This is a genomic window from Maribacter sp. HTCC2170 (assembly GCF_000153165.2).
Lineage (GTDB): Bacteria > Bacteroidota > Bacteroidia > Flavobacteriales > Flavobacteriaceae > Maribacter_A.
Genome location: NC_014472.1, coordinates 1,407,050 through 1,419,210 on the forward strand (window position 1 = coordinate 1,407,050; position 12,161 = coordinate 1,419,210).

At 36.7% G+C, this 12,161-nt stretch carries 14 protein-coding genes; 5 read left to right on the top strand and 9 right to left on the bottom strand.

Annotated features, from left to right (window positions below; translation table 11 throughout):
- Positions 1-106: 106 nt before the first annotated feature.
- The gene (locus FB2170_RS06270; RefSeq protein ID WP_013305691.1) at positions 107-688 is read left to right on the top strand and encodes a MarC family protein; all 582 of its coding nucleotides are present in this window, start codon (positions 107-109) and stop codon (positions 686-688) included.
- Positions 689-699: 11 nt separating this feature from the next.
- On the top strand, positions 700-903 hold the full coding sequence (locus FB2170_RS06275) for a DUF1003 domain-containing protein (protein WP_013305692.1): 204 nt from the start codon (positions 700-702) through the stop codon (positions 901-903).
- On the opposite strand, the gene FB2170_RS06280 is transcribed toward FB2170_RS06275, so the two are convergent.
- The 4 genes from FB2170_RS06280 to FB2170_RS06295 all read right to left on the bottom strand — a co-directional run bounded on the left by FB2170_RS06280 (position 900) and on the right by FB2170_RS06295 (position 4,410).
- A complete protein-coding gene (locus FB2170_RS06280; RefSeq protein ID WP_013305693.1) occupies positions 900-2,525 on the bottom strand; it encodes a S41 family peptidase in 1,626 nt (541 codons plus the stop codon). The two genes, FB2170_RS06275 and FB2170_RS06280, sit on opposite strands and share 4 nt — an antisense overlap.
- A 12-nt stretch (positions 2,526-2,537) precedes the next feature.
- The gene (locus tag FB2170_RS06285; protein WP_013305694.1) at positions 2,538-2,981 is read right to left on the bottom strand and encodes a deoxycytidylate deaminase; all 444 of its coding nucleotides are present in this window, start codon (positions 2,979-2,981) and stop codon (positions 2,538-2,540) included.
- 88 nt (positions 2,982-3,069) lie between these two features.
- Complete coding sequence (locus tag FB2170_RS06290) at positions 3,070-3,654, bottom strand: HupE/UreJ family protein (protein WP_013305695.1); 585 nt, start codon at positions 3,652-3,654, stop codon at positions 3,070-3,072.
- A gap of 18 nt (positions 3,655-3,672) precedes the next feature.
- Positions 3,673-4,410 carry a TerB family tellurite resistance protein gene (locus tag FB2170_RS06295; protein ID WP_013305696.1) on the bottom strand — a complete coding sequence of 246 codons (738 nt, stop codon included), beginning with the start codon at positions 4,408-4,410 and terminating at the stop codon, positions 3,673-3,675.
- Positions 4,411-4,546: 136 nt separating this feature from the next.
- Here FB2170_RS06295 and FB2170_RS06300 point away from each other — a divergent pair, with 136 nt between their 5' ends.
- The 3 genes from FB2170_RS06300 to FB2170_RS06310 all read left to right on the top strand — a co-directional run bounded on the left by FB2170_RS06300 (position 4,547) and on the right by FB2170_RS06310 (position 6,415).
- The gene (locus FB2170_RS06300; protein WP_013305697.1) at positions 4,547-4,957 is read left to right on the top strand and encodes a BrxA/BrxB family bacilliredoxin; all 411 of its coding nucleotides are present in this window, start codon (positions 4,547-4,549) and stop codon (positions 4,955-4,957) included.
- A 64-nt stretch (positions 4,958-5,021) separates the two neighbouring features.
- On the top strand, positions 5,022-5,759 hold the full coding sequence (locus FB2170_RS06305) for a lysophospholipid acyltransferase family protein (RefSeq protein WP_013305698.1): 738 nt from the start codon (positions 5,022-5,024) through the stop codon (positions 5,757-5,759).
- Complete coding sequence (locus tag FB2170_RS06310) at positions 5,756-6,415, top strand: HD domain-containing protein (protein WP_013305699.1); 660 nt, start codon at positions 5,756-5,758, stop codon at positions 6,413-6,415. The genes FB2170_RS06305 and FB2170_RS06310 overlap by 4 nt, the downstream gene beginning before the upstream one ends.
- 25 nt (positions 6,416-6,440) lie before the next feature.
- Here FB2170_RS06310 and FB2170_RS06315 read toward each other — a convergent pair whose 3' ends face one another.
- From FB2170_RS06315 to FB2170_RS06335, 5 genes are all read right to left on the bottom strand, one after another.
- Positions 6,441-7,502 carry a PA0069 family radical SAM protein gene (locus FB2170_RS06315; protein ID WP_013305700.1) on the bottom strand — a complete coding sequence of 354 codons (1,062 nt, stop codon included), beginning with the start codon at positions 7,500-7,502 and terminating at the stop codon, positions 6,441-6,443.
- Between the two features lie 67 nt (positions 7,503-7,569).
- Positions 7,570-9,126, bottom strand: coding sequence for a hypothetical protein (locus FB2170_RS06320; RefSeq protein WP_041632696.1), 1,557 nt, complete (start codon positions 9,124-9,126; stop codon positions 7,570-7,572).
- Between the two features lie 20 nt (positions 9,127-9,146).
- On the bottom strand, positions 9,147-9,929 hold the full coding sequence (locus FB2170_RS06325; RefSeq protein ID WP_013305702.1) for an enoyl-CoA hydratase/isomerase family protein: 783 nt from the start codon (positions 9,927-9,929) through the stop codon (positions 9,147-9,149).
- A 15-nt stretch (positions 9,930-9,944) separates the two neighbouring features.
- Complete coding sequence (locus tag FB2170_RS06330; RefSeq protein ID WP_013305703.1) at positions 9,945-11,366, bottom strand: sensor histidine kinase; 1,422 nt, start codon at positions 11,364-11,366, stop codon at positions 9,945-9,947.
- Between the two features lie 94 nt (positions 11,367-11,460).
- Positions 11,461-12,012 (bottom strand): CopD family protein, encoded by a 552-nt coding sequence (locus FB2170_RS06335; RefSeq protein WP_013305704.1) that lies wholly within the window; start codon positions 12,010-12,012, stop codon positions 11,461-11,463.
- Between the last annotated feature and the right edge of the window lie 149 nt (positions 12,013-12,161).

Below are 12,161 nucleotides of genomic sequence, written 5' to 3' on the forward strand. Positions count from 1 at the left end.
TCAAAGATAGATCTAACTTCTTAAATGTTCGGATGATTTATTACTTCCGAGATCCAAATACAGATTGATTAACGTAGATTTGTCGGCCATTTGAAAACTTATCACTATGGAATTAAATTTAAACTTTAGGGAAATTGCAACATCGAGCATGGTTCTTTTTGCTGTAATAGATATAATAGGTAGTGTTCCCGTAATTATTGGGTTAAGAAAAAAGGTCGGGCATGTTCAATCTGAAAAAGCTTCGGTTGTAGCGGCAATTATAATGATCGCCTTTCTCTTTATTGGAGAAGAAATCTTGAAGTTGATAGGAATCGATGTTTATTCATTCGCTGTCGCGGGATCTTTTATTTTATTTTTTCTTGCCATAGAAATGATCTTGGGCATTACACTTTATAAAAATGACGCTCCCGAAAGTGCCTCAATCGTACCAATTGCTTTCCCATTGATCGCTGGTGCTGGGACCATGACTTCTATTTTATCTTTAAGGGCTGAATTTCAGGTAGAAAACATTATTGTTGCAATATTGATAAACATTATCTTTGTATATATAGTTCTAAAATCCTCAAGTAAAATAGAAAAGGTACTAGGTAAGAACGGCATCAGTATCATAGAAAAAATATTCGGTGTGATTCTTCTTGCCATCGCGGTTAAATTATTTGCTGCAAATATTAATGTGTTATTCAAATAGACAGATTACCAATGAATAAAACCTTTATTCTTATATTGATTGTTCTGGCCATATTACTTATCGCCTACAATGTAACCTTAGTAGATTTCAACAACCCTTTTGAAGGAAATAGCTTCATTGCCCTTATAGGTATTTTGGCTGCTTTGTGCGCGATAGTCTTGTTGTTGATTTTTATGGTCTCAAAGAATATTCAAAAGAAAATAGATCAGGATTAATTTATCGCTTCTATTTTATCAGCTTCGGCCTGTTTTATCATCGGTCTATCTAAATCTAAAACCTTTTTCAGCATTGCGTCCGCTGAACCCTTGATTTTTGCGTGGATGTTGGCCCCAAAAAGTTGTTCTGCCAAAGCCGCCTTTAAATACAGCTTTATTTGATCTTCAAAATCGTAGAAACTCATTTTTAATCCTCGAGCTACCGAATAATCTACAAATTTTTCGAAAAGAATATCATCTACCTTAAAGTCTCGAACGAACTCTGCTTCGTCAACATCATTAAATCTACTTCTATCTTCATCTAGATATTCAAATACAAAGAATGATAGAAACCCAAGGCTGTCCATACTTTCTACCGCCTCTTCCTCATTAGTGCCTATCGGCACAAATACATCTGGAATAATACCGCCGCCGCCATAAACGATTCTGCCCTTCGGGGTTGTAAATTTTAACGAATCGGCCACTTTTATACTATCAACCGATACTAGTTCCCCGTTATGGTATCTGTCAGTAAATTTCTTATAATAATCTTTGTTCCCTTTTTCATAATTTCGTTGAATACTTCGCCCAGTGGGGGTATAGTATCTTGAAACTGTCAAGCGTACTGCGGAACCGTCCCCCAGTTCCATTTCTCTTTGCACAAGACCCTTTCCAAAAGACCTTCTACCAACAATTGTACCTATGTCGTTATCTTGTAGTGCTCCGGCAATGATTTCACTTGCAGAAGCTGAACGTTCATTTATCAATACGTAGACGGGCTTATCTTCAAAACTTCCCTTATCCGTGGCATAAATATTATCAATCTTACCTTTTTTGTTTTTTGTAAACAGTATTAATTTACCATCTTCCAAAAACTCATCGGCCATCTGCTCAGCAATTCCCAAATAGCCCCCAGGATTGTCCCTTAAATCCAAAGTAAGCTTCTTTGCTCCTTGCTTTCTCAGCTCCTTTAATGCTTTTTTAAACTCCTTAAATGTAGATTCGGCAAAACGATTTACTTTAATATAACCCATTGTTGGGGTCATCATAAAGTACGCCTCAACACTTTTAATAGGAACAACATCTCTCTTTATATTTACTTTAAAGGTTTTATCCTCACTTCTACGATAAACGGTGAGTTCAACATTGGACCCTCGTTCACCTTTAAGCTTTTCCACAATCTTTTCGCTTTCTAAATTCCGGCCAAACAGCGTGTCATTACCGGCCATTAGAATACGATCACCTGGTAAAATTCCTTTTAGGAAACTGGGGCCGTCGGTAACCGTTCTTATGACTGAAATCGTATCTTTGTACGGGTAAAAATTAACACCTATCCCAACAAAATCCCCTTTCATATTCTCTGAAACTTCATTCATATCCCGTTTTGGGATATAAACAGAATGTGGATCCAATTTTTCAAGAATATTGTTTACAGTAACATCAACAATACTATCGGTATCGATTTCATCTACATATTCGTAGTCTATGTAATCGATTAATCTATTTAGTTTGTCTTTTTTAGAGTTTGTGGTAAAAAGCTTTTCCGGCGAATCATTAAAATGAAGTTTCCCCCCGACAAATACTCCTAGTGCCAGAGCTGCGGCAATAATCGTTGGCAATATGTAATTGTGCTTTCTTTTCACTTCAAATCAAAACTATTCAACAACTGATTCTTCGATAACGGGCATATGAACCAAATCAACCCCTGCCTTTTCCAAAAATTCTAAACCAGAACCGTCTTTATAGGCCTTTTTATAAACCACACGTTTTATACCAGACTGGTGAATAAGCTTACTACACTCTCTGCAAGGTGAAAGGGTAATATACAGCGTGGCTCCTTCACAAGATTGGGTTGACGATGCTACTTTCGAAATAGCATTGGCTTCGGCATGAAGAACGTACCATTTGGTATAGCCTTCCTCGTCCTCACATACGTTTTCAAAACCAGTTGGCGTACCATTATATCCATCCGAAATAATCATTCTATCTTTAACCACAATCGCCCCCACCTGCTTTCGTTCGCAAAAGGACAACTTTCCCCATTCCTGAGCCATTCGTAAATATGCCTTATCGTATTTTTCTTGTTTGGTTTTCTTCATAAAATCACAAAACAGCTTTCATGGTAAAGGACTAATATACCTGCTTTAAAAAGGTTCAACAAAACAATAGGCTAAATTTAACATAAGCCTATCTAGGGAACGTATCTATTAACATGGGTATTGTAATAAGCAGAATTAAAATCGAAGAAATTGCAATAAAATAGGTTTGTTTAAATTTTAGAACGGATTGCACAAGGTAAGCAACACATAATACTACCAATACAATCAAGACCTGTGACAATTCAATCCCAGTTGCAAAACCCAGTAATGGCGAAAGCTTTTCATCTTCCTCTGCCATAAGCATTTTAAAATAATTACTGAATCCAAAACCGTGAATCAGTCCAAAAAAAGCTGTTGCCAACATATGGAGTAAAATACTCTTGCTATTTTGATCAGATCGTATATAGAATAGATTGAAAATGGCGGTCAAGGCAATTGTCACTGGAATCAAGAACTCAATGAGTGCAACATCAATCACCAAAACACCATACACCGACAAGGCCAAAGAAAGACAATGCGCAATAGTAAATATTGTCGCTAGTAACAATACCTTTTTCCAACTTTTAAAAGTGAAAGGTACACTCATCGCTGTTAAAAAAAGAATATGATCATAAGCGGCAAAATCCAATACATGGTTTAGGCCCAATTCTATATAAAATAAAAAACTATCCATCTTTTTTATTGACTAAATTTATGATATACCCCTCTCTTTTTGAATTTGTTCATAGGCTTTTTGTACTTCTTTAAACTTTTCCTCAGCTCCCTTCTTTATTGCCTCGTTTTCAGTATTCACGCGATCAGGATGATATTTTTTGGCCATTGTCCTATAGGCTTTCTTAATTTCATCGTTTGTAGCGGTTTTATCTATCTCCAAAATCTTGTAAGCATTATCAGCCGATTTAATGAACATGGCCATAATACTTTCGAAATCTCGTATCGCTACTCGTAAATACCCGGCAATCTCACGAATTTTAGATACTTCAGGATTACTGACAGACCCATCGGCCTGGGCTATCCCAAATAAGAAGTGCAATAATTGTAATCTTACCTCATACCTTGTTCTTTGATTTAGGTATGTGCATATTCGTTGTGCTGAAATCTCACGTTTTTTGTTGATATCATTGAAAGTCCTGAAAATAGCATTGGCTTTATCTTTTCCATAAGTAGCAACAAAGTATTGCCGCACATAATCCATTTCACGCTGATTTACATTACCATCTGCCTTAATAACAATAGAACATAATGAGAGTAAATTCAATTCAAAATCAGCCGGAGTAACAGACTGTCTTGTCATATCTCCAAAAACAGTACTTGGCCCTTTACCTCCACCACTTAAGCTATCAAAAAAACTTCCAACGAGAAATCCCAGAATTGCTCCTGAAAAACCGCGAATCGTAAATCCAATAAAGGCTGCAAACCATTTAATCATGCCCTAAATCAATTTTTTTGCCAAAGATATACTTTTACATCCCAATACAAGTGGTAACGAAAAGTTAAGGTAATCACACTAGCTACGACAAATTGGTTATCTTTGAAAACTTTTATAAATCGATAAAAAACAAAATATGTATCCTCCTGAATTGGTAAAACCTATGAGAGACGACCTGGCTTCTGCTGGGTTTGAAGAATTATATACGGCTGAAGCAGTCGAGAGTGCCATTAAAAAAGAGGGCACGACCCTTGTTGTGGTTAACTCGGTATGTGGTTGTGCGGCTGCCAACGCTCGCCCTGCTGCCAAAATGAGTCTAATGAATGACAAAAAACCTGATTTTGCCGTTACGGTTTTTGCAGGCGTTGACACTGAAGCTGTTAATGCAGCTCGAGATTTAATGATTCCTTTTCCTCCTTCTTCGCCAAGTATGGCACTTTTTAAAGATGGTGAATTAGTTCATATGATCGAGAGGCATCATATTGAAGGAAGGCCGGCAGAAATAATTGCTGAAAATTTAACTGAAGCATATAACGAATTCTGTTAATCATTCTTCAAAAAAAGTTCTTATAAAAACCACTCTTAAAAGAGTGGTTTTTTATTTTTGTAATATGCAAAAAATCATTGCCTATCCTCTTACTTTTCTATACTTCCTCTTGTTTGGATTGGCGCTTGCCATTTTTCACCCCATACAATGGATTTGTTTTAACGTTTTTGGTTACAATGCACATAGACTCAGTGTTGCTGCTTTAAACTGTGTTCTTATTAGATGCACCCATGTCTTGGGAACAACATATAAATTCAACAACTCACATAAGATACCTGCCGATAGACCTTTGATCATGGTTTTGAACCACCAGAGCATGAACGATATTCCGCCCATTATTTGGTTCATGCGTAAGTACCATCCAAAATTTGTTAGTAAAATCGAGCTTGGTAAAGGGATCCCAAGTGTTTCTTACAATCTTAGGCACGGTGGTTCAGTCTTAATTGATAGAAAAGATAGCAAACAGGCTTTGATGCAAATTGCCAAACTTGGAAAGTATATTGAAAAACACGATAGAAGTGCTGTTATTTTTCCTGAAGGAACCAGAAGTAGAAATGGGCATCCAAAAAAATTCCAACCCACTGGATTAAAGATTTTGATGAAAAATGCTCCTTCTGCTTTAATTGTACCGATTAGTATAAATAACTCCTGGGAAATGCTCCGATATGGCAAATTCCCATATGGATTGGGAAATAGAATCACTTTTGATGTTCACCCACCTATAGAAAATGACGGTGATTTAGATGCAATAATTGCATTGGCAGAAGAAAAAGTAGTATCAGGCATTAACCTCCCAAAATGACAAATCAAGACATTATTGAGCAAACCAAAACCTTTGTTCAAAAGACATTACAAGGAGCTGAGGGCGGTCATGATTGGTTTCACATTCAAAGGGTATTTTTAAACGCTAAACAAATTGCCAAAACCGAAGAATCTAATGAATTAATTGTTTCCTTGGGCGCCTTATTACACGACATTGCTGATGCTAAATTTTATGACGGTGATGAAACGGTAGGTCCAAAAATGGCCAAAGACTTTTTAAATTCTATCAACGTTGACCAAGATATTATAGATCAGGTTGTATATATCATCAACAATATTTCATTCAAAAATAGTTTGTCAGAAAACCAAAATCAATTTAGTTCAATAGAACTTAGGATTGTACAGGATGCAGATCGACTAGATGCTATTGGGGCGATAGGAATCGCCAGGGCATTTAATTATGGTGGATTCAAAAATAGGGAGTTATATAACCCTGATATTGAACCAAATCTAAACTTATCGAAAGAGGAATACAAGAAATCGGCAGCCCCCACTATAAATCACTTTTACGAAAAGCTGCTTTTACTCAAAGAAAAAATGAATACTGTTGGTGGGAAAAATATGGCGCAGGATAGACATGAATATATGCAGGGGTTTCTAGACCAATTCTACAAAGAATGGAATGGGGAATCTTAATCATCATCGTGATTCATAGTATTACTTAAAACAAGCTCATTTGACCTGTCTTAAACTGTTCATGCAGTTTTCTATTCAATGCCGGGAACTCCCTTTCTTTAAAATATGTTCGTTTTGCCAATCTAGCCAAATCATGTATTTGTTCAGCCACTTTACCCTCACCCCTACCTCTAATTCCTATTCTACTATCATTCAAAGTACCACCATGACAAGCTTTAATAAGGTTCAAGACTTTATCTGCCCTATCGGGCATGGTCTTACGAATCCAATCAGTGAAAATATTGCCAATAGCCCCATTTAATCGCACGACCATCACTGCAAATGACAGTGCTCCATTATCTGAAGCAGCTTTGGCCATTCCCATTATTTCATGACTGTTGATACCTGGGATTATGGGTGCCAACATTGCATTCACAGGTATTCCATTCCCAGATAACACTCGAATCGTTTCCAAACGCTTTTTAATCGTTGCTGTTCGTGGCTCCAAAACTCTGCGCGTGTCTTCAGATAAGGTTGTGATTGATATATTGACGGCTATTAATTGCTCTTTTGCCAATTCCTTTAAGATGTCCAGATCACGTAAAATCAAAGCGTTCTTGCTTATAATCCCGACAGGATGACGATACTTTAAAAACACGCTTAGACATTCCCTTGTAATTTTGAATTTATTCTCCGCAGGCTGGTAGCAATCCGTATTTCCTGAAAGAACAATGGTCTCAGCCCTCCAGTTTTTATTTTTAATCTTTTCCTCCAACAATTTTGGAGCATCTCTCTTCACTAAAATCTGTTGTTCAAAATCCAATCCAGCCCCATATCCCCAGAATTCATGTGTATTTCTAGCATAACAATAAATACAACCGTGTTCACAGCCTTGATACGGATTTAAGGAATATTTCATACCCACGTCAATACTTGTAACTTTATTGACAACGGTTTTAGGAAAAATAGGAAGATAATTGGTCTTTAAACGATGGGAAGCTTCGCCTTCAATACGACAGAATTCAAGAAAATCATCTCGTAATTCATGCTTAAATTCAAAGAATTTATTTGAAACAAATTGCTGGGCACCCCTGCCCTTTGTATCCATTTTCTTTTTCAAAATAGGATTTATTCCAAATTTATGGATTATTTCCTATTCATGAATAATTATTTTATTAATCTAGAGTAACTTTTACCAATTGCTTTTTGCTTCCTCTTTTGGCATAAAATACAATTTGGTTTTCAAGGGTATTTATCAATGGTATCGAAACCATTAGGGGTAAACGGGCATCCTTGTCATCAATCAATTTTTTGTAGCTCAAGTGTCCCTTATCATCAAGTTTAATGACGAATACATTTCTATTTCTACTTAGTCCTTGCTTAAATAGCAGGCGGTCACCCGTTAATAGTTGCGGATTTTCAGCCGCAGTGCTTATAAAGAAATAGGTGCTCCCGTCCTTTGTATATGAGCTATACGAAGCATATGCCCCATCGCCCTGTGTTACTTCCGCTTTATTGATATTTCTTGCCCAGACCATATCTCCGGTAGCACTGAGTTTTGCGCTAACAATATCATTATGGTGATATCTTGTGACCTTAAGTCTGCCACCACTCGAATTTGCCTGTACGCTTGATGTTACAAAATACTCCTCGGCATTAAAATGTATTGTGCCGTCGTTGGCAACATCAACATTTTTAAACACCAAGTTTTTAATCACCTTATCTTCCTCACGACCAAATTTATCCATCATGAACTGCTCCGAGAAAGGACTGTATTTTTTAGATTTTAGAACAAGTGATTTAGGATCTAGATTAAAATAAGCAAGCCCATTATATCGATTGTCCTTTCTATTTGCATAAAACCCAACACATAACAGATCATCTCCGCTTACAATAGGAATCAAAGCCTCCGAAAACTTTCCAGGGCCATCAAAGTTCTGAATTTGAGCACCACTTTTGGAGACCTTTATTAACTCATATTGAAATTTGCGTTCAAGGGCTTGAAACCTTTTCTTTTTAAAATAAGCCTTGCCGACAATATATGCCTCGGTAAGGTCCTTAGAAAATGCTACATTCTCAAAAGCGTAGTTTTTCTCTTCAACCTCTGCAGAAAAATCGTGTTCAACTACCTTTTTCAAGCTTGAATTAAATAGATATATAAAATGTTTGTTCTTTTTTCCTTTCTTGAAATGGGTGCTGATAACGAAAGCATTCTTTTTATCATTAAAGAGCACGGAAGTTGTAAAGCCAGATGAAAAATTTCTGTTATAGTAATTTTTATCCAATGGATTGGAAACCTCTTTTGACTGAATGGTCAACAGTGATTCTCTAGTAAAACTCATTCCTGAAAGCGGACTCCTATGTACAGAATATTCATAGGTCAAAGCCTCATAGTCATAATCTAAAAAGATAAGATAAATTTGCCCGTTGGCGACATAGCCATCAACTAAATTAGCGTTTTTGAGTTTGTAATTATACTCATTTACCAATTGCATATTTGCATCATAATGTTCAATGAAATATCCTTTTGGTCGTAATATAACACCCGTGTAATAGGACCTTACAAGAAAAGTTCCGCCAGTTCCATCTTCAGAAATGCTCAAAAGATTTGAGTATTTATACCTGTCGTTATATCTTTCTCCAATAGAAAAATCAAGAGGAATATCTTGTGCAGTCAATGTAAAAGATACCACAAGAAAAAGAAGTAGGGACATGCTTCTTCGTAGCTTCATAGGTAGAATTTTTAAGATACTTATTTACCCGGGAAATGTGCTTTTCTTTTTTCCATAAATGCTGTGGTTCCTTCCTTAAAATCGGCCGTTCCAAAGCACTTTCCAAAAGCATTAATCTCGGTAGAAAATCCGTTAACACTATTGTTAAAACATCCATTTATTGCTTTTATTGCATAGCCAATGGCAACAGACGAATTATTCGATATCTTACCAGCTAATTTTTGGCAAAATTCCAACAACCCATTTTGAGAAACTACGTGGTTAACAAGACCATAGTCCAACGCTCTTTGCGCATCGATCATATTGGCTGTCATAATCATTTCCATTGCTCTGCCCTTACCAACTAATTGGGGTAAACGTTGGGTGCCGCCATAACCGGGAATGACGCCTAATGAAACTTCTGGTAAGCCCATTTTGGCATTATCACTTGCAACCCTAAAGTGGCAAGCCATTGCCAACTCCAATCCCCCGCCAAGGGCAAATCCATTTATTGCTGCAATAACTGGGGTGGATAAATTTTCAACAAAGTCAAACAATATCTCTTGCCCTTTGGCAGCTAATTTTTTTCCTTCTTTGACCGAGAAATCGGCAAACTCCGAAATATCGGCGCCGGCAACAAAAGCTTTTTCACTACTACCAGTAAGAATTATGGCCAGAATATTTTTGTCTTTTTCCAATTTCGAAAAAGCCTGGTTTAATTCTTTAATAGTAACTCGATTGAGTGCATTAAGTTTGGTTGGGCGATTTATGGTGATAGTTGCAATAGCTGCATCTTTCTCGACCAAAATGTTCTGATATTTCATAAGATTAATTTTATACTAGTTTTTGGACATTTGCTCTTTTGGAAAAACCACGGTAAATACCGTTCCTTTTCCTGGCTGGGAAGTGTAATCAATACTGCCATTATAAGTTTCAACAATGTTCTTTACCATACCAAGCCCCAGTCCCATTCCACTGGATTTGGTAGTGAACTTTGGCTCAAAAATCTTATCTGTATGCTCATCATCAATTCCTACACCATTGTCAGCCACTGATATCTTCACATTGTCACCCTCTGATGATACTGAAACTAAAATTCTAGGCGACTCTACTTCAGGTACTGCTTGGGTGGCATTCTTCACCAAATTCGTTATTACCCTTATGAGTTGTGTTCTATCTAATTTTGCAATAATTTCCTCTTCATTTGAAATAAAGTGGATGTAAGGTTCATTGAATATGTCCAGTGCCAGTTTAACTATGCTAACCACATTTAAGGTTTCATTCTGCTGTGCAGGCATTTTAGCGAAATTCGAAAAGGCAGAGGCAATGCTGCTCATCGTATCTATTTGTTGTATTAGGGTCTTGGAATATTCTGCGACCTTTGATTCTATATTTGGGTCAGCAGCATTGAACTTACGTTCAAAACTCTGTACGCTCAATCGCATAGGGGTTAATGGGTTCTTAATTTCATGAGCTACTTGTTTTGCCATTTCCCGCCAAGCCTGCTCCCTTTCGCTTCGCGCCAATTTTACTGCGCTTTGCTCCAACTCGTCAATCATCGCATTATACGAAGTAACCAACTTCCCGATCTCAGAACCCGAATCTTCAATAAATATCTTTTTGTTGCGTTTTGTTAGGTCCGTTTTGAACATCATATCGGAAACCGTCTGTAAGGAACGAGTAATATATCTAGATATAAAATACGCAAGCCCAATCCCTATTAGTAGGATCAAGAAAAATGCCATCCCTAATCGAACCAGGAATTCCTTTAATTCCATATCATTGAAGGTAGAATCTTCGTAATAAGGTAAATTCAATATTCCTATAGGTTTAAACTTACTGTCATTTATGTAGGTATACGCAGCCTGGTACCTGTCACCAGCGGCTGAATTCCTTTCTACATAGCGTCGAGATACACTAGACCCTAGATTATTAAGTACTTCAGCATCCAGACAGTTTGAGTTTGCGTCAAATTCAAATCTTGGTTTGGAACTTTTTATTAATTGCCCTTCAAGGTCATAAATATTGAACGGAGTAGAAAGTACATCTGAAATCTGATAAATATCATACTGGAAAATCAATCCTAAATTCTCTGTCGTCTGCGGATATGTTGTTCTTTTCAATGTATAAGCAACACTTTGTCGAACTTGTTCCTCTTTACGGTCCAACCGATTGGAATGATAGTCCCTCAATTGCTCTCGAGATTGATAGATGGCCACTCCTGAAATTAATATCGAAGATATCAGCACTAGCATAACCATGCTGATTATTATTCGTGACCTAAGGGCAAGCTTATTGAACAATTTTATGGAATTTGAAGTTTAAAGATAGCAAATATCAAGCCAAGAAGATTGCCTATGCATTTGGATTCTTTTGTTGGGTTCGCCTGTACAATCTTATTCCCAACATCAACAAAACACCCAAAACGACAATGCCGATAACACCGAAAATCCAATTGAACGTGCCTTTGAGTATTACAAGGAAAACAACGGCGAACAAAATCAAAGTAGCACCCTCATTCCAAATCCTCATAAACCGCGATGTGTACTTAATCTCATCTCGCTGCAATTGCTTATAAATCTGATGACACTTTAGATGGTATATGAAAAGTAAAAGCACAAATCCTAACTTTATAAGCATCCAAGGCATTTTTAAAAAACCAGGCATTAACACCAATAACCAAATGGCAAAAATCGTACACAAAATTGCTGAGGGCCAAGTAATTATGTTCCATAGCCTTTTGGTCATCAATTTTAGTTGAGTCGTTAAAATTTCTTTCTCTGGAGATGATTTTTCCGATGCTTCAATATGATAAATGAAAAGTCTCGGAATATAAAACAAGCCCGCAAACCAGGTAACAACAAAAATGAGATGCAATGCTTTTATATAGTTGTAGTATTCTGACATTTGAGTTGTAACGCGTTATGAATTGGAAATAACGTAAAAATTAACTTCCTAAAGTTCAAAAATAAGAAGATTGTATGAAGTCTTGGAAGAGCCATTGACTAAATTATAATACTTTTACCCAATAATGAATCTTTACAATCTATTGTTTA

What these genes read in the sequence shown, in the direction of transcription:
- FB2170_RS06270 (WP_013305691.1), top strand. Translation starts at nt 107, where the DNA reads ATGGAATTAAATTTAAACTTTAGGGAAATTGCAACATCGAGCATGGTT.
- FB2170_RS06275 (WP_013305692.1), top strand. Translation starts at nt 700, where the DNA reads ATGAATAAAACCTTTATTCTTATATTGATTGTTCTGGCCATATTACTT.
- FB2170_RS06285 (WP_013305694.1), bottom strand. Translation starts at nt 2,981, where the DNA reads ATGAAGAAAACCAAACAAGAAAAATACGATAAGGCATATTTACGAATG.
- FB2170_RS06290 (WP_013305695.1), bottom strand. Translation starts at nt 3,654, where the DNA reads ATGGATAGTTTTTTATTTTATATAGAATTGGGCCTAAACCATGTATTG.
- FB2170_RS06295 (WP_013305696.1), bottom strand. Translation starts at nt 4,410, where the DNA reads ATGATTAAATGGTTTGCAGCCTTTATTGGATTTACGATTCGCGGTTTT.
- FB2170_RS06300 (WP_013305697.1), top strand. Translation starts at nt 4,547, where the DNA reads ATGTATCCTCCTGAATTGGTAAAACCTATGAGAGACGACCTGGCTTCT.
- FB2170_RS06305 (WP_013305698.1), top strand. Translation starts at nt 5,022, where the DNA reads ATGCAAAAAATCATTGCCTATCCTCTTACTTTTCTATACTTCCTCTTG.
- FB2170_RS06310 (WP_013305699.1), top strand. Translation starts at nt 5,756, where the DNA reads ATGACAAATCAAGACATTATTGAGCAAACCAAAACCTTTGTTCAAAAG.
- FB2170_RS06315 (WP_013305700.1), bottom strand. Translation starts at nt 7,502, where the DNA reads ATGGATACAAAGGGCAGGGGTGCCCAGCAATTTGTTTCAAATAAATTC.
- FB2170_RS06320 (WP_041632696.1), bottom strand. Translation starts at nt 9,126, where the DNA reads ATGAAGCTACGAAGAAGCATGTCCCTACTTCTTTTTCTTGTGGTATCT.
- FB2170_RS06325 (WP_013305702.1), bottom strand. Translation starts at nt 9,929, where the DNA reads ATGAAATATCAGAACATTTTGGTCGAGAAAGATGCAGCTATTGCAACT.
- FB2170_RS06330 (WP_013305703.1), bottom strand. Translation starts at nt 11,366, where the DNA reads ATGGTTATGCTAGTGCTGATATCTTCGATATTAATTTCAGGAGTGGCC.
- FB2170_RS06335 (WP_013305704.1), bottom strand. Translation starts at nt 12,012, where the DNA reads ATGTCAGAATACTACAACTATATAAAAGCATTGCATCTCATTTTTGTT.